The following is a 15,277-nucleotide window of genomic DNA, read 5'->3' as shown; positions in this document are numbered from 1 at the left end:
GTGGGCCCAAACGGAGTCGGATGACACATTCGGACCGGCCACCGCCGGAATGGCGTTGTGGCCCATTCGGTTTCTGGTCCGCCCAACAAAAAGTACGGCAGCCGGACCGGGAGCGCACGTCGGAGGCGGGGCGGCCAAGCACCGCACGGGCGCCGCGCCACGGCGCCGGCCCCGCCCCGTACGGGCGGAACCGGCGCCGGAGGGCACTCGGGGCGGTTCCTACCAGCCCACGTGCAACGCCACCGGGTAGCGCCAGATCGACGTGGCGCTCCAGCGCACCTCCTCGGCCGGCTTGGCCAGCCGCAGCTCGGGGAAGCGGCGCAGCAGCTCGGTGAAGGCGACCTGCAGCTCCATCGTCGCCAGCGGTGCCCCGAGGCAGTGGTGGCCGCCCCAGCCGAAGGTCATGTGCGGGGCACCGGTGCGCTCCAGGTCCAGTTCGTCGGGGCGGTCGAACTTCGCGGCGTCGCGATTGGCGGTCAGGTAGGAGACGTGCACAATGTCCCCGGCCCTGATCAGGACGCCGCCGAGTTCCACGTCCTCGGTGGCCACCCGCGGGATGCCGACGCCCTTGCGGAACGGGATGTGCCGCAGCATCTCCTCGATGGCCTGCGGGATCTTCTCGGGGTGCGCACGCAGTGTCGCCAGCTCGCGGGGCCGGGTCAGCAGCGTGTAGGCGATGTTGCCGATCTCGTTCGAGGTCGTGTCCTGGCCGGTGATCAGCAACACCATGGCCATGACGGTGAGTTCCTTGTCGTTCAGGATCTCGTCGCCGTCGCGGGCCGTGGCCAGCACGCTGATCAGGTCGTCGCCGGGGTGCGCGCGCCGCTGCGCGGTCAGCTCCGCGAAGTACGCGCGCAGGTCGGCCTTGGACCGCACCGCGTCGTCGCGGTTGTCGGGGCTGAAGTCCATCAGCGTGCGGGCGTGGGCGCGCAGCCGCCACCGGTCGTCCTCGGGGATGTCGAGGACCTCGCAGATCGCGGTGAGCGGCAGCGGAGCGGCCAGGTGCTCCACGAGGTCGGCCGGCGGACCCTCTGCGGCCATCGTGTCGAGGAGCTCGGTGACAACCCGCTCGATGTGCGGGCGCATGCGCTCGACCTGGCGCGGGGTGAAGCCCTTGGAGACCAGGGAGCGCAGCCGGCTGCTGTCCGGCGGGTCCATCACGTTGATCGCCTCGTCCTGCACGATCGGCTCCGGGGTCATGCGGGGGAAGTCCCGGCCGACGACGCCGCGGCGGCTGAAGCGCCGGTCGGTCGTCACCGTCCGGACGTCCTCGTAGCGCGTGACGAGCCACGCCTCGCCCTCCCCATGGGGCAGCTTGATGCGCGAGATCGGTTCGTTCTCCAGCAGGTGCTTCAGCTGGGGGTCGAATTCGAGGGCCACGGCGAAGTCGAAGGGGCAGTCGTGCGCGGAGGGGCCGGAATCCATGCGATGCTCCAGTGAGCCTGGACGTCAGGGAACACCTCACAACAAATCGCCCCCGGACCCCTGACGGCCACCGCAGCAAGCCCATCCGGGGGACCGGCCGCCCCGGGCGGCGTGCCGGCCCGGTAGCCCCACGAGCGGCACGGTGCGGGTGCCCCGGGTCCGGTGCGTCCGGTGCCCCGGGTCAGGAACGGCGGCGGGGTTTGCCCTGCTTGCCGCCCCGGCCGGTACCGCCGCCCTTGGCGCCCCCGGAGGCGCCGCGCGGGTTCTTGCCGCCGGCCCGCCCGCCGGTCTTCCCGGCGCTCTTCCCGGCCGCCGGCTTGCGCCGCGCAGCGCCGGCGTCGGCACGCCCGTCCTTCGTCTGGGCGGGGGCGTCGGCCCGACGGCCCCGCGTGCTGTTGACCGTCCGGCCCCGGACGACGCCGATGAAGTCGTCGACCATGTCGGTCGTCGCGTCCTCGGGCCACGACAGCGCGACGCGCGACTGCGGGGCGTCGACCAGCGTGCGGTAGGTGAGGTCCCGGCGGTGGTGCAGCCGGGCCAGGGACTGCGGGACGACCAGCAGGCCCACCCCCGCCGCCACGAGCTCGACGGCGTCCGCCGTGGTGGCGGGGCGCTCGATCGCGGGCCGGCCGGGGGGCCGCTCCCAGTCGATGGTGTCGTCGAGGGGGTGGAAGACCACCTCGTCGGCCAGATCGCCGGTGCTCACCTCCTCGACCGCCGCGATGACGTGGTCCTTGGGGATCACGACCACCGTCGTCTCGGTGTAGAGGGGGATCGCGCTCAGGTCCGTGCCGTCCACCGGGAGCCGTACGAAGCCCGCGTCGGCACCGCGGCCGCGCAGCACGCCCGTCGCCTCGGCGGAGGGGACCGCGACGAGTTCCAGCGGGACGGCGGGGAACCGCTCCTGCCAGATCCTCACCCATTTGGCGGGGGTCACGCCCGGCACGTAGGCGAGCCTGAACTGGGGGGATGCTTCCGAGCCTGTCACCAGGACAGGCTACCCGGGCCGCGGCGGGGGGCGGCCCGTCCACGCGGTCGGGGGTGCCCCGCGGGATCGATATCCTTGACCCATGACGTCGCACCACGCCACCCAGACCATGAAGCCCGCCACCGCGGCCAAGAAGCTGGGTGTGTACCTCGAGGCCACTCCCGCCGCGTTCCGGGAAGGCGTCGTCTCGCGCGACGAGCTCAACGCGCTCCAGGCCGACCCGCCGGAGTGGCTGCGGGAACTGCGGCGCGACGGGCCGCACCCGCGTCCGGTCGTCGCGGCCAAGCTGGGTGTCTCCATCGCGGGCCTGGCGCGCGGCGGCGTCACCGAGCCGCTCACGACCGAGCAGATCGACGCGCTCAAGCAGGACGTCCCGGAGTGGCTGGTGCGGGAGCGCGCCACGCAGGCCGAGGTTCGCAAGGAGGCGGCACGCCTGAAGGAGCGCGACGCGGAGCGCCGGCAGCAGGCGAACGGGCCGCGTTCCTGATCGACGGTCCCCCTGGTCGGCGGGGTCCCCGGGGCTCCGGGGACCCGCCCTGCGTCACACGGACGTGGGGAGTGAGCCGCGGACGACGAGGTCGAGCAGACCGGGGAAGCGCTCCTGGAGGTCGTCCCGGCGCAGTGTGACCTTGCGGCTGTTGCCGTAGTTGACCTGCCGGATCAGTCCGGCCTCGCGCAGGACCCGGAAGTGGTGGGTCATGGTCGACTTGGAGATCGCGAGGCCGAAGGACGCGCAGGTGCGCTCGGTGCCCTCGGATTCCCGGCACAGTTCCTCGACGACCTTGCGGCGCAGCGGGTCCGCCAGGGCGGCGAAGACGGAGCCCAGATCCATCTCCCCGACCTCGGGGTGGCCCTCGGCGTCCGGCATGGTCCCTCCTGGTCCGCTTCCGCCCTGGATACGACAATCACCATACCTCAGGGGCGACAGCGTCCTCCGGGGCACACTTCGCGACAGGTACGTCTTGCGCCTTACCTTGAGGTAGAGGTATGAACGTATGCGTACCTCGCGCCCGGCTCTGCCGCCGCGCGCGCCGCGACCCGCCGAAAGGACCGCTCCGTGCCCCTCCCCCACGACGCGTCCGAGGGAGGCCGACGCGGCCCCCGCGTCCGCCGCCTCCGCATCCCCGGCACCGTTGCCGCACCCCTGCCGTGCCGCGAACTCCGCGCGGGGCGAGGGCAGTCGGGCGCGGCCGGCCATTCGGCGCCCGCGCCGCGGGACGGCTGAGCGGACCGGGGTCCGACCGCGATATGGTGCGCCCCGGGAGGGTCCTCGGCGTGCGGCGCCGGAACGCCCAGGGGAGGGACGTGCCATGGGCGCACCAGACGCCGCGATCCAGCGGGCCGAACGGGCCCTCGGCGTCGCCTTCCCCGACGACTACCGCACGTTCCTCGCCGACCCGGGTTCCGTGGCCCGGTACTTCCTGCCATCCGGCGACTTCCTGACGCTCTGCCCGGCCGACGAACTCCTGGGCCTCAACGACACGGCGGGCCCGGCCGGCCACCTCCCCGGCGCGGTGGTCATCGGCGGTGACGGTGGCCGCGAACTGCTGGTCTACGACTTCCGGCAGCAGCCTCCCCCGCTCCTCCTGGTCGACTCCGCGGCCGCCACCTGGTCCGAGAGCCTGCGCCAGGCGGCCTCGCTCACGGAGTTCCTGACCCGCTTCCCGGAACACGGCTGGCGCTGGCAGTAGCCGGACACCGCCGACGGCCCGCAGGCGAGCTTGCATCGTCAAGCATTCTCATGATCTTCTTGATTGCCACAGCAATCATCGCGGTGTGCCGCTCCGCGTGTCGGCGGGTGGCTCATGGTGCCGGGCGCAGGCGGGAGGGGTCCACCGCACAGGACGGCCCGCACGGCGTCAAGGCGGGCCACGCATCACCGATGAACGGACATCAATGAAGAACGTACGGATTCGGCTGACCGCGCGTCGCGGCGCGGCGCTGAGTACCGCAGCACTGACCGGCGCAGTGGCACTGGTGGGATTCGCGGCAGGCCAGGCGGGCGCCTCTCCCGCCGGTCACTCCGGGCGGGACCACGTCGCCCTCGGCGACTCCTACGCGTCGGCTCCCCTGGTCCCCGACCAGGTGGACACGACCTGCTTCCGGTCGAGCCACAACTACCCCTCGCTCGTGGCGGCCCAGCGGCACGCGGACCTCACCGACGTCAGCTGCTCCGGTGCGACCACCGCGCAGATGACCGCGCCGCAGGGCACCGCACCGGCCCAGTTCACCGCGCTCGAGCGGGGAACCGACGTCGTCACCGTCAGCATCGGCGGCAACGACATCGGCTTCAGCAGCGTCATCGCCACCTGCGCCGGTGTCACCTCCTCCGACCCCGCCGGGGCGCCCTGCCGGGCCCACTTCACCAGCGGCGGCAGCGACCGGCTCGCGGAGCGCGTCGAGCAGACCGCACCCAGGATCGCTGAGGTCATCCGGGGCATCCACCGGCGGTCACCCCACGCCGAGGTCCTGGTGGTCGGCTACCCCGACCTGTTCCCGGACGACGGTGCGGGGTGCACCAGTTCCTCGGTGCCCTTCGCCGCCGGTGACTTCTCCTACCTGCGCGACACGGAGAAGAAGCTCAACAGCATGCTCGCCGGCCAGGCCCGCGAGAACGGCGCCCGGTACGTCGACACCTACACCCCGACCATCGGTCACGACATGTGCCGGCCGACCGGCGAACGCTGGATCGAGTCGCTGGCCCCGGCGACCCCGGCGGCTCCGGCGCACCCCAACGCCCAGGGTGAGCAGGCCATGGCCACCGCCGTGGTGCGCACCCTCTCGCACCACCACGGGCCGCACCACAGCCACCACTGACACCCTGGCGCGCCCCTCCGGCCACCCCGGAGGGGTGCGCCCCTGGGTGCGACGGCTCGGGTATCTGCCGGCGTCCCCCAGGACACGGCTGCTCGGCTGTTCTCGGGCAGCCCGCAGAGGTCAGTTCTCGACAGCCTCCGCGATCCGCTGCGCGGCCTGGGCAGGGGTGAGGCGCGTGGTGTCGACGACCTCGGCCTCGTCGTGCAGCCAGGTGCGCGCCGCCTCGGCGTAGGGCTCGAGGTGGGCGAGACGGAACGCGGAGGGGCCGAGAACCGTGTCCCCCTCGATGCGTCCGCGGAGGGTGACCTGGTCGGCGTGGAGGACGAAGTGCCTGACGGGAATGGCATGTCGGGCCAGGCCCGTGCAGATCTCGCGCCAGTACGGCTCGACCAGGACGGTCATCGGCACGATCAGGGTGCCGCCGGTGTAGTCGAGCACGCGGCGGGCGGTCTCGACGACGAGCGGCCGCCACGGCGGCCAGTGCTGGAAGTTGTCCGAGCCGGGTCCGGGCAGCGCCGGCGTGATGTCCATGAGGGTCTCGCCGACCTTCTCGGCGTCGAACACCCGTGAATCCGCGAGCAGTCGCTGCACGAGTGCGCTGGTCGTGGTCTTGCCGGCGCCGTGGGTGCCGTTGAGCCATACGATCATCCGCCCACGCTAGCGGCATGGGGGTGCCGTCCCCGCCGACCGCTCGCGCCCACCGTACGCGCTGCGTGATCGAATCCCCAGCACGAAAGGGCGGCCTCCGCCCCGGCCGGTGAGGTGGCTGAACGCGGCTGTGGCCGACGGGCTACTCCGCCTCGCCCACGCCGAAGTGCCGTTCGTACGGCGGGAAGCTTTGGACCTCCTTTGAGCTTGACCGGCGAACGCCTCTGGCCCGGCCGTGCGGTGGGGTCGATCAGAGGGAGGGCCGACCTCGCGCGGCGGCCGTCACAGGGCCCCGGCGTCCCGGGCAGTCCAGACGCTCGGATAGATCGGCCGGAAGCCGAGCTCCCGGCGGATGCGCTGGTTGGACACGATCCCGAACCACGGGTCGGGGTCCGTGAGCTCGTGGAGGCCGGCGGGCACCTCGACACCGTTGAGCTGGTGCAGCTCGACCGTCGTGACCGGGGCGTCATCGGCGATGTTGTAGATCCGGCCCGCGATGCCCGGCGCGTACAGCAGACGCATCAGGCCCTGGGCGACGTCCGCGTGGTGGGCCATCTGCAGGCGCTGGTGCGGAGCCCAACCGGACGCCCAGCGCAGGGAGTCGGCGAGGTGCGGGTCGCCCTCGCCGTAGACGAAGGGGAGCCGCCCGATGCGTACGTCCAGGCCCTCGAGCGCGAGCAGTTCGCGCTCGGCCGCGGCCTTGGACTCGGGGTAGGCGCCCCACATCTCGCCGCCGGGCCGGCTCTCGTCCTCCTCGGTCAGCGGGCGGCCCCGTCCGACGCCGTACACATTGTTCGTGCTGACCTGCACGAACCGCTCCACCCCGGAGGACTGCGCGGCGCGGCCCAGGGCCACCGCGGCGTCCCGGTTGACGGCCCACGCCTCCTCGTCCGGCACCCCGCGGAAGGAGGCGGCGACGTTGACGACGGCGTCCACGCCGACGAGCGCCTTGCCGAGTGTCTCCTCGTCGCGCAGGTCCCCTACGGCGACCTGCGCGCCCAGCTCCGCGAAGCGCTCGCCGCGGGCCGCGTCCCGTACGAGGACCCGCACCTGCTCGCCCGGCTGCCGCTGGGCCAGCAGCCTCGGCACAAAGCGGCGTCCGACCTGTCCTGTCGTACCGGTCACCAAAGTCAGCATGATGTGCTCCTCACGCACTGTTTCCCGTCGTTGACGACCAGCCTCGGCGGATGCCGGAACGACCGGGAGAGACCTCTTCATCAGGGGATCGGCAGTCCCTGGATAACCCGGCCGGCCTGCCGCACCCTGGAGGGGTGAACCGAGGTGAACTGGCCGACTTCCTGCGCCGCGCCCGGGCCCGCCTGGCCCCCTCCGACGTGGGCCTCACAGTCGGCGCCCGCCGCCGTACGCCGGGGCTGCGCCGCGAGGAGGTGGCCCAGCTGGCCGGCATGTCCGTGGACTACTACACGCGGTTGGAACAGTCCCGGGGCCCGACACCGTCCCGCCAGATGCTCACCGCGCTGGCCCGCGCCCTGCGCCTGACGGAGGACGAAGCCGACCACCTCTTCCACCTCACCGGGGAACAGCCGCCGCGCCGGGAGGCGACCAGCACGCACGTGCGCCCGGGCCTGCTCCTGGTGCTGGACCGGCTGCACGACACTCCGGCGATGGTGGTGACCGACTGCGGCGAGGTCCTGGCCCAGAACGCGCTGTCACGGGCGCTGAGCGGAGACGTCCTCGCCCGGCCGCCCCAAGGACGCAACATGATCCGCCGCTTCTTCCTGGACCCGGCGGCCCAGGAGCTGTTCCCGCCCGAGGACCGCCCCGAGCGCGCCCGCGAGCAGGTCGCCGACCTGCGAGCGGTGGCCTCGGCCCGCCCCACGGACCCCGAACCCTCCGCCCTCGTCGCCGAACTATGCGCCGGGAGCGAGGAGTTCGCCCGCCTCTGGGACGAACACGAGGTCGCCGTACGCCGCGCCGCCACGAAACGCTTCCGCCACCCCTCGATCGGCATCCTCGAACTCGACTGCGAGGTCCTCGTCAACTCCGAGCACAATCAGCGGCTCGTCATCCACACGGCCCGCCCGGGCACGGAGTCGTACGAGCGCTTGCGGTTGCTGCAGGTGGTGGGCTTGCAGGACCTGACTCCGACGAGCTCCTGACCGCCTGCGGCCCTTTCACCTGAGCCGGGACACGAAAGTCGGAACCGATGTGGCGACGTGACCTGGTGGTCTTGACCTTGTGGGACACACTCGTTGGATCATCTGGTAACGCTTCTTGCGACGTTCGGCGCATTGCCATTCATGTTGGAACCAGTTCCGGACATCTCGGGCCTGCGGCGTTCGTGGTCACCTTCTAAAGCAACAGCATTTATATAAGCACTGTTACGATGCCTCTCATGGCCGACCCCCATGCACTCGACCCAACGCAGCAGAGCCTCTGGCGGCCCCTGCGCCTGCTCCAGGCGTCCATGGACGCCGACATTGCCCAGGTCTACTCCGAGCAACAGATCGACGGGCTCAAGCCCAGCTATGTGATGGAGTTGCTCCGGCTTCACGCCTGCGGGCCCATGACCATCGCGGAACTGGCCGAGTCGGTCCAGCGCACGCATTCGGCACTCAGCCAGAAAGTCGCCGCGATGCGCACGGCCGGCTGGGTCCAGACTGTCGTGGGCGACGACGCGCGCACCAAGAAGGTGACGCTCACCGACAAGGCCCGCCGCATCGTGGATCGCCTGGCGGCGGAATGGCGGGCCACCGAGGCTGCGGTCGCTGAACTGGAGGCGGAGATTCCTTACCCGCTCTCCCAGGTCGTCGTCGATATCGAGCAGGCTCTGGAGCGCAGGAGCTTCCACGACCGGATCGCCGAGAAGCTGGCTGAGGATCCCGCATGGGGCTGAAGCGCACGCTGATCGACGTGACTCCGTTACGGTCGTCACCACCGTTCCGGCGGTTGTGGATCGGGCAGACCCTGTCCGGTTTCGGCGGCCAGATGACGCTCGTCGCCGTCCTGTTCCAGGTCTGGCAGATGACAGAGAGCCCCACGTGGACGGGTGCCGTCGGGCTGGCCCAGGCGGTTCCGCTCGTTGCGCTCGGGCTGTTCGCCGGCTCGCTCGTCGACCGAGTGGACCGCCGGAAGTTCTACCTGCTCACGATCAGCGGACAGGCCGCATGTTCGCTCCTCCTCGCATTCCAGGGCTTCCTCGGGCACGTTCCTGCCGCCGGCGTTCTGGGGCTGGTCGCACTCCAGTCCTGCTTCGGCGCAGGCAGCGGCCCCGCCTCGCGCACCTTCATTCCCCATCTCCTGCCCGAGCACCAACTGGCCGCGGGTCTGGCGCTGAGACGCATCGCCTTCCAGGGCGCCATGCTGCTCGGTCCCGTACTGAGCGGACTGATCGTGGGCGGGCTGGGTGTCGGCGCCTGCTACCTGACCGACGCCCTGACCTTCGTCGCCGCGCTCTACGGTGCATTCGGCCTGCCGAAGATGGACCCCGGGGACGAGCCCGCACGGCCCGGCCTGCGCGGAGTGCTGGACGGTCTGGCCTTCCTGGCACGCACCCCCGTCATTCGCGGGGCCCTGCTCACAGACCTGGCCACCACCGTGCTGTCCATGCCCATCAGCCTGTTCCCCTTGATCAACGCCGAACGGTTCGGCGGCAACCCCCGCACTCTCGGACTGTTCCTCACAGCCATCGCCGTCGGCGGCGTTGCAGCGTCGCTCTTCTCCGGAACCTTCACGCGGTTCCCCCGCCCCGGCCTGGCCATGCTTGGCGGATCCGCCACCTGGGGCGCAGCGTTGACACTGTTCGGCTTCTCGCCCAACCCATGGGCCGGTTTGGCCTTCCTCGTCATAGCCGGCGCCGCCGACACCGTCTCGGTCGTCTCCCGGAGCACCGTCGTCCAGATGCACACCCCGCACGAACTTCTCGGCCGCGTCAGCGCTGCCGAACAGATCGTCGGGCAAGCGGGACCCGACATCGGCAACATGCGCGGCGGTCTCGTCGCAGACGCCACCTCGGGAGCAGCAGCCCTCGTCGCCGGTGGCCTGCTATGCCTCGGCGCCGTCGTCGTGGTGGGCGCCACCACGGCAGACCTGCGCAGTTCCTCCGCACCGCCCCATCCACACACAGCCGCAGCCAGCCCATGAGCCCCGCTCCGAGGCGCGCAGTCACTGGTTCCAACTCTCGTGACCAGGTTCCAACTAACGTGTAACGGCCCTTTCACCTCGGGCAGGTCGGTGGCGCGGCGGGTCAGAACTCGAGCTCGACGTAGTCGATGTCGGTGAACTCCACGTTCAGGCCCTGGGCGCGGCGGCCGCGGTCCTTGAAGTAGATCTCCTGGAGGCCCTCGGCGGCGATGGCGCACAGCTGCTGCTCCGTCGCGCCGGCGTCCCGGGCGGCGAAGAGGCGGGCGGCGTAGGCGGGCGGGAGGGACTGGGTGATGAGGCGGACGCGGCTGTCGTCGGTGGAGCCGGGGGCGGCCGTGAAGCCGAAGCGGGCGCGGGTCTCGATGACGATGCCGCCGCTGGTCGCGGCGTGCCGCTTCGCGCGGTCGCGGACGCGGGGCTGCCAGCGCTCGCGGACGGCGTCCTCCAGGCGGGCGGCGAGGTCCTTGCGGGGCTGCTTGATCCGGCCCGCGAGGTAGCGCTCGACGGTGCGCTGGGAGACGCCGAGGAGGGCGGCGACGCCACGGGTGCCCTTCTCGTGCTTGACGAGGTAGCGCATGCGGGACTGGGCGGACTTGGGGAGAGGACGGGTGAAGGTGGCCGCGGTGGCCTTGTCGAGGCTGTCGCCGAGCATGCCCATGAATGTGTTCCCTACTCCCCGTCGGCGGCGGCGTCGGTGCCCTTGATGTGGCGGGCGGGGTTGTGGCCGTCCTCCAGGAGTTCGGCGGCCCACATGAGGGTCTGGGTGCCCTCGTGCTTGACCATGCCGGGCGAGACCCCGAGGCGGAAGCCGCCCGGCAGGGGCTTGCCGTCGGGGGTGTACGGCAGGAAGTCCGGCGGGCCGGGGCCGTCGGAGAGGTAGACGGCGCAGTCGGAGAGGACCGCGATCGGGTGGAGGCCGACGGACGCGAGCCTGAGCATCTTGCGGTGCATGTTGACGCGGGCGGTGGCGATGACGGCGGCCCGGATGTCCGGGCGCCAGGTAGGGCGTTCGAGGGCGGGCCAGCGTTCGCCGGGCCGGTAGCCCGCGCCCTGGGGGCGTTCGCGGAGCTTGCCGATGCCGCCCTTCACGGTTGCCTTGATCGCCGACAGGAGCGCGACCCGCGCGGGGTCGGTCCGCTTGTGGCGCTCCATCGCGGCGAGGAACTCGTCCTCCGGCATGCCGGGGACGACGCCCAGCTCGCCCATGGTGGCCAGATACGCGTCGCGCAAACGCGTGTACCAGGCGTCCAGGTACGGACCGTGCTCGGGCCGTACGTACGCCTCCAAAGGGGCGACGGCGTGGCCGAGTTCGACCGCGTAGGCGACGGTCGGCGTGGCGTACCAGGCGGGGCCCTCGGGGCGGCCGCCGTGCGGGGTGAAGGGGCTCGGCAGCCGCGGGTCCAGGTCGATGCCGGACAGGTCGACCAGCCAGCAGCCGGGCAGCGCCTTGTCGAAGGCCGGGGCCTTCACGTGGACGGGCTCGCCGAGCCCGACGGTGAGCCGGTTCGCGGCGGCGGCGAAGGCCATGTTGACGTCGACGCCGACCGCGTAAGGCTGCGCGCACTCGGTGTCGGTGAGGAGTTCCGGGTCCCGGATCCAGTCGTACGCCTCCTCGTCCAGGACCTGGTCCGGGGTGCGCAGGTGACCGCGCGGGTGGAGCGCGGCGACGACGGGGTGCTCGTCGGGGGCCTCCGGCGGGGCGGGATCGACGGGGCCGGTGAGGGCTCCGGGGTTCGGCCCGGAGACCCACGCGCCGGTCGCCGGGTCCTTCACCGGCCGGGTCGGCGGCCGCAGGGCGGTCATCAGCTCCAGCCCGGACACCGCCGTCGAGCCGCGCGGCGTCAGGACGCGGGACGCGTACGCGGCGAGGGTCCGGGCGAGTTCGGGCGCCGGCAGGCCGGCGGCACCGCCCCAGGACCGCGCGTCCAGCGCGCCCCACGGCAGGACGGCCAATTGCACGCACTGACGTCTGCCGCCCTCGGCCGGCCGGAACACCCGCGCCCACGGGCCGAATCCGCGCTGGGTCAGTTGCCAGCCGGCCCTCGTGATGCGGCGGACGACCGGGTGGTCCGGGGGCAGCCGCAGGCCGCGGCGGTCCTCCAACTCCGTCGGCAGGCCGAGCCGTTCGGCTGCCGACGCGGTCAGCACGACCAGCGGGTCGGCGTCCTTGCCGTTGCGGTGCAGCCGTGGCGCGCCGAGGCGGGCCTCCGTGAGCGTCCACTCCACCAGGGACGGGACGTCCGCCGCGGGGCACTCCAGTACCAGACCGCCGGCTCCGTACGCCGATCCGTCACCGTCCAGCACCGCGAGCGGGCCGTTCACGAACCGCGGGTCGGGCGCGCCATGGTCGCCCTCCGGCCGTGGCACGTCCCGCTGTCCGGTCGAGCGACGTCCCGCATGCGGTGTCCGCGCCGCCGGGGGCTCGCCACCGCGACGGGCGTCCCCACGCGGCGCGTCCGCGGACGGCTGCGCCGCCAGGGGCGCGGCCCCGGCAGCGCGGGCGGCGGTCACGGGCACGGGCACCGCCGACGGGTCGCTCGCGGCCTGCCCCGGCCGCGCCGAAGGGTTTTCGGCGGCAGGCGCCGTCGGCGACGGCGGTGCGCCCGCCGCGAGTTGACCGGCGATGCCCTCCAGCAGCTTGGCGTACGCGGCCCGTGTGGCGCCCTGGGGTTCGCTGCGGCCGGCCTCCCAACCGGCGACCGTGGTACGGGTGACCTGCAGCGCCTCGGCGATCTCGGCCTGGGTGAGCCCGTACGCCGTGCGCAGCCGGGAGCGTTCGGCCGGTTCGGGGAGCCGGGTGCGGCGGGGTCCTGACCGCAGGAGGGCGTCGACGGGGTCGGGCGCTGCGGCGGCCATGGGGGGCTGGGGCTCCTTCACTGCGGTCAGGCCTCCCCGGAGTGCGGGACGCCGCCCGGCGCGGCGTCGAGGAACTCGCGCAGGTGCTGGCCCGTGAGGATGCGCGCGGGGTTGCGTCCCGGAGGCAGCGGCAGCCGGTGGCCGAGGGCCCACTGGAAGCGCCGGGCCGGGGCGAGGTCGAAGACCCAGCGGCCGTCCGCCGCGTCGCCGGACCGGCTCCCCCGGATCTCGAAGGCGCCCACGCACACCCCGCCGTCGACGAAGGCGAGCAGGAAGTCGCCGTGGGTGGCGACGGTGCGCGCGGCGAAGCGCCAGCCGCGCCCCGCGCCCTCCGCCACGGTCCGGCCGTCGCGCAGCGACTGCCGGACGTCGACCGCAAGCATGTGCTCCTCCGACTCCGACTCCGACCGGGGGTGGGAGGTCCGGTCGGCCCGGCCGGTTTCCCCGCGTAACGACGGACTTTATCAGCCGATAAAGTCCGTCGCGATCATGCCGCGGGAAGAGGCCCGGTGTGTCGGGTGGCACCGCCGAATGTCCGTGCCGTGTGCTTCGATTCGGCCACGGAGGCGTTCCCGGCATTGACGGGTTTCGCCAGGACGGCATTCCGGCTGCACCCGTTCCGGGGAATCCGACCGTCCATGACAGTTCAATAGGCGGGCCACTGCTGTGGCCTGCTGACGAGCCCTGCCGGAGTAAGAGTTGGCGCACATTCCGTCCGAGCCTGCGACCACGCTTGCGGACGTTCACCTGCTGCGCACCCCGCTGGCGCGGTCGTGTGCACGGTCCAGCGGCCCCGGACGGGATGCTTTGACCGACGACGAGCGGGCATCATCGACCGGATCAACACGGGGCTCGCCCCGGACTCACTGCCGTCCGGCCCTCAGCCGCTGATTCCGCTCGCCCGGCTCTACGCCCGCGATGTGCCCCGACCGCCCTTCCCGCGGAGCACGGACCTGCTGCAGGTGCTCTGGGTGCCGCCCTGAGAGGTGGAGGTCGGTTCCACCGCCGTACAGCTGAGGTGGCGGCGGTTCCCGGAGGTACGGGAAGTCCTGCCGGCTCCGCCGGAGCCCGCCTGTGTCCCCTCCGCCGGTCAGGTGCTCGATCGAGGAGCCGGTGTCGCTGCGGGCGGTGGCGTCCGGGGCGAAACCTCCCATCGCGCCGGGGAGTTCACCGCACGGACGCGGCCGGGGGGCGTTCGCGCAGCGCGCCGTATCCGAAGAAGTACGCCGGGATCCGCCGCAGCCACCGCGATCCGGCCATCGCGCGGGCCACGCGCCGGCCCCGATCGGCATCGCCCAACGGCGGCTCCCCCCGCAGCACGGGCGCGATGAGCCGGGCGTGGGCGATCCGCTGGAGGGTCTGGGTTCCGGCCGTGGTGGGCGTCCTGCGGCGCTGGATCGCGCGCACGTCGCTCAGGCCCACGCTGCCGCGGCGCAGGGGCTCGACGAGGTGCCGCGCCGAGGCCACGGCGTCCTCGACCGCCAGGTTGATGCCGATGCCGAAGACCGGGGACATCGCGTGCGCCGCGTCGCCGATGCACAGCAGCCCGGGGCGGTGCCAGCGGCGCAGGCGCTCGAGGCGTACGTCGAGGAGCTTGACCTCGTCCCAGGAGTGCAGGGCGTGGGTGCGGTCCATGATCCACGGCACGGCGCCGGCGTAGTCGGTGAGGAAGCGGTCGAGGCCGGCGGCGCGGCGGTCGGGGTCGGTGCCCTTGGGGATGAGCGCGGCGCACTGCCAGTAGTCGCCGCGGTCGATCATCACGGTGAGGAGGCGGTCGCCGGCGCCGCCGACGAGTCCGTGCGGGTCGCCCTCGTGCCGGGGCAGCCGGAACCACCAGGCGTCCATCGGGCAGTCGTAGCGGCGCAGGCCCAGTTCCGGCCGGGAGCGGGCCAGTGACCCGCGGCCGTCGCAGGCGACGGTGAGGTCGGCGCGCAGTTCGCCGGTGCGTCCGTCGGAGGTGCTGTAGCGCACCCCGGTCACGCGCCCGCGCTCGATGACGAACGAGGTCGCCTCGGTGTTCATCCGCACCTCGAACGACGGCTCGCGGCGGGCCTCGTCCACGAGGAGTCCGAGCAGGTCCCACTGCGGGACCATCGCCACGTAGTTGTACGGCTCGGGCAGCACGCTGAGGTCGGCGACGGTGATCAGCGCACCGTCGGCCCCGACGGGCAACTGGAGGGTGCGCACCCGGCGTTGCGGCAGCGCCGCGAAGCGTTCGGCGAGGCCGAGGTCGTCCAGCAGGGCGAGGGTCGAGGGGTGCACGGTGTCGCCGCGGAAGTCGCGCAGGAAGTCGCCGTGCTTCTCCAGCACGGTGACCGCGATCCCGGCGCGGGCGAGCAGCAGGGCGAGCACCATGCCCGCGGGACCGCCGCCCACCACACAGCACGTGGTCCGTTCCATCCGCACCCTGCCCCTCCGGCGGTGCACGGACACCGCCAT

At 72.6% G+C, this 15,277-nt stretch carries 15 protein-coding genes; 6 read left to right on the top strand and 9 right to left on the bottom strand.

Translation table 11 applies throughout. The features are described 5' to 3' along the window. Nucleotides 1–219: 219 nt before the first annotated feature. The gene (locus ACIP98_RS13015) at nt 220–1,425 is read right to left on the bottom strand and encodes a cytochrome P450 (RefSeq protein ID WP_319659477.1); all 1,206 of its coding nucleotides are present in this window, start codon (nt 1,423–1,425) and stop codon (nt 220–222) included. Nucleotides 1,426–1,606: 181 nt separating this feature from the next. After that, a complete protein-coding gene (locus ACIP98_RS13010; protein ID WP_319659478.1) occupies nt 1,607–2,413 on the bottom strand; it encodes a LysR family substrate-binding domain-containing protein in 807 nt (268 codons plus the stop codon). An 82-nt stretch (nt 2,414–2,495) separates the two neighbouring features. Here ACIP98_RS13010 and ACIP98_RS13005 point away from each other — a divergent pair, with 82 nt between their 5' ends. Continuing rightward, complete coding sequence (locus ACIP98_RS13005; protein WP_319659479.1) at nt 2,496–2,900, top strand: DUF5997 family protein; 405 nt, start codon at nt 2,496–2,498, stop codon at nt 2,898–2,900. 54 nt (nt 2,901–2,954) lie between these two features. Here ACIP98_RS13005 and ACIP98_RS13000 read toward each other — a convergent pair whose 3' ends face one another. Continuing rightward, complete coding sequence (locus ACIP98_RS13000) at nt 2,955–3,281, bottom strand: ArsR/SmtB family transcription factor (protein ID WP_401975563.1); 327 nt, start codon at nt 3,279–3,281, stop codon at nt 2,955–2,957. Nucleotides 3,282–3,723: 442 nt separating this feature from the next. Here ACIP98_RS13000 and ACIP98_RS12995 point away from each other — a divergent pair, with 442 nt between their 5' ends. Together ACIP98_RS12995 and ACIP98_RS12990 are read left to right on the top strand one after the other, a co-directional pair. Then, on the top strand, nt 3,724–4,104 hold the full coding sequence (locus ACIP98_RS12995) for an SMI1/KNR4 family protein (RefSeq protein WP_401975560.1): 381 nt from the start codon (nt 3,724–3,726) through the stop codon (nt 4,102–4,104). A gap of 205 nt (nt 4,105–4,309) precedes the next feature. Beyond that, nucleotides 4,310–5,230, top strand: coding sequence for an SGNH/GDSL hydrolase family protein (locus ACIP98_RS12990; RefSeq protein WP_401975558.1), 921 nt, complete (start codon nt 4,310–4,312; stop codon nt 5,228–5,230). 120 nt (nt 5,231–5,350) lie between these two features. Here the strand turns inward: ACIP98_RS12990 and ACIP98_RS12985 are convergent, their stop codons facing one another. After that, on the bottom strand, nt 5,351–5,878 hold the full coding sequence (locus ACIP98_RS12985; RefSeq protein WP_401975555.1) for an ATP-binding protein: 528 nt from the start codon (nt 5,876–5,878) through the stop codon (nt 5,351–5,353). 282 nt (nt 5,879–6,160) lie between these two features. Continuing rightward, nucleotides 6,161–7,015, bottom strand: coding sequence for an NAD-dependent epimerase/dehydratase family protein (locus ACIP98_RS12980; protein WP_401975553.1), 855 nt, complete (start codon nt 7,013–7,015; stop codon nt 6,161–6,163). Between the two features lie 134 nt (nt 7,016–7,149). On the opposite strand from ACIP98_RS12980, the gene ACIP98_RS12975 reads away from it, so the two are divergent. From ACIP98_RS12975 to ACIP98_RS12965, 3 genes are all read left to right on the top strand, one after another. After that, nucleotides 7,150–7,998 (top strand): helix-turn-helix transcriptional regulator, encoded by an 849-nt coding sequence (locus tag ACIP98_RS12975; protein ID WP_401975551.1) that lies wholly within the window; start codon nt 7,150–7,152, stop codon nt 7,996–7,998. Between the two features lie 236 nt (nt 7,999–8,234). Then, a complete protein-coding gene (locus ACIP98_RS12970) occupies nt 8,235–8,735 on the top strand; it encodes a MarR family winged helix-turn-helix transcriptional regulator (protein WP_401975549.1) in 501 nt (166 codons plus the stop codon). Beyond that, nucleotides 8,726–9,982 (top strand): MFS transporter, encoded by a 1,257-nt coding sequence (locus ACIP98_RS12965; protein WP_401975547.1) that lies wholly within the window; start codon nt 8,726–8,728, stop codon nt 9,980–9,982. The genes ACIP98_RS12970 and ACIP98_RS12965 overlap by 10 nt, the downstream gene beginning before the upstream one ends. A 103-nt stretch (nt 9,983–10,085) precedes the next feature. Here ACIP98_RS12965 and tpg read toward each other — a convergent pair whose 3' ends face one another. The 4 genes from tpg to ACIP98_RS12945 all read right to left on the bottom strand — a co-directional run bounded on the left by tpg (nt 10,086) and on the right by ACIP98_RS12945 (nt 15,238). Next, entirely contained in the window at nt 10,086–10,640 is a 555-nt protein-coding gene (gene tpg / locus ACIP98_RS12960; protein ID WP_401975546.1) for a telomere-protecting terminal protein Tpg, read from the bottom strand. A gap of 11 nt (nt 10,641–10,651) precedes the next feature. Then, the gene (gene tap, locus ACIP98_RS12955; RefSeq protein WP_401975544.1) at nt 10,652–12,838 is read right to left on the bottom strand and encodes a telomere-associated protein Tap; all 2,187 of its coding nucleotides are present in this window, start codon (nt 12,836–12,838) and stop codon (nt 10,652–10,654) included. A 26-nt stretch (nt 12,839–12,864) separates the two neighbouring features. Further along, the gene (locus ACIP98_RS12950; RefSeq protein ID WP_319659488.1) at nt 12,865–13,221 is read right to left on the bottom strand and encodes a hypothetical protein; all 357 of its coding nucleotides are present in this window, start codon (nt 13,219–13,221) and stop codon (nt 12,865–12,867) included. Nucleotides 13,222–14,005: 784 nt separating this feature from the next. Beyond that, on the bottom strand, nt 14,006–15,238 hold the full coding sequence (locus ACIP98_RS12945) for an FAD-dependent oxidoreductase (RefSeq protein ID WP_319659489.1): 1,233 nt from the start codon (nt 15,236–15,238) through the stop codon (nt 14,006–14,008). Nucleotides 15,239–15,277: the final 39 nt, after the last annotated feature.

Source organism: Streptomyces sp. NPDC088354, assembly GCF_044753585.1.
Classification (GTDB): domain Bacteria; phylum Actinomycetota; class Actinomycetes; order Streptomycetales; family Streptomycetaceae; genus Actinacidiphila.
Note: the sequence above shows the minus strand (reverse complement) of the source record. Positions and strands in the feature narration are given on the sequence as shown.

Bases quoted from the DNA above. Each gene is read 5' to 3' on its own strand.
- tap (WP_401975544.1), bottom strand. From the start codon at position 12,838: ATGGCCGCCGCAGCGCCCGACCCCGTCGACGCCCTCCTGCGGTCAGGA.
- ACIP98_RS12945 (WP_319659489.1), bottom strand. From the start codon at position 15,238: ATGGAACGGACCACGTGCTGTGTGGTGGGCGGCGGTCCCGCGGGCATG.
- ACIP98_RS12965 (WP_401975547.1), top strand. From the start codon at position 8,726: ATGGGGCTGAAGCGCACGCTGATCGACGTGACTCCGTTACGGTCGTCA.
- ACIP98_RS12980 (WP_401975553.1), bottom strand. From the start codon at position 7,015: ATGCTGACTTTGGTGACCGGTACGACAGGACAGGTCGGACGCCGCTTT.
- ACIP98_RS12950 (WP_319659488.1), bottom strand. From the start codon at position 13,221: ATGCTTGCGGTCGACGTCCGGCAGTCGCTGCGCGACGGCCGGACCGTG.
- ACIP98_RS12995 (WP_401975560.1), top strand. From the start codon at position 3,724: ATGGGCGCACCAGACGCCGCGATCCAGCGGGCCGAACGGGCCCTCGGC.
- ACIP98_RS12970 (WP_401975549.1), top strand. From the start codon at position 8,235: ATGGCCGACCCCCATGCACTCGACCCAACGCAGCAGAGCCTCTGGCGG.
- ACIP98_RS13000 (WP_401975563.1), bottom strand. From the start codon at position 3,281: ATGCCGGACGCCGAGGGCCACCCCGAGGTCGGGGAGATGGATCTGGGC.
- ACIP98_RS12985 (WP_401975555.1), bottom strand. From the start codon at position 5,878: ATGATCGTATGGCTCAACGGCACCCACGGCGCCGGCAAGACCACGACC.
- tpg (WP_401975546.1), bottom strand. From the start codon at position 10,640: ATGGGCATGCTCGGCGACAGCCTCGACAAGGCCACCGCGGCCACCTTC.
- ACIP98_RS13015 (WP_319659477.1), bottom strand. From the start codon at position 1,425: ATGGATTCCGGCCCCTCCGCGCACGACTGCCCCTTCGACTTCGCCGTG.
- ACIP98_RS13005 (WP_319659479.1), top strand. From the start codon at position 2,496: ATGACGTCGCACCACGCCACCCAGACCATGAAGCCCGCCACCGCGGCC.
- ACIP98_RS12990 (WP_401975558.1), top strand. From the start codon at position 4,310: ATGAAGAACGTACGGATTCGGCTGACCGCGCGTCGCGGCGCGGCGCTG.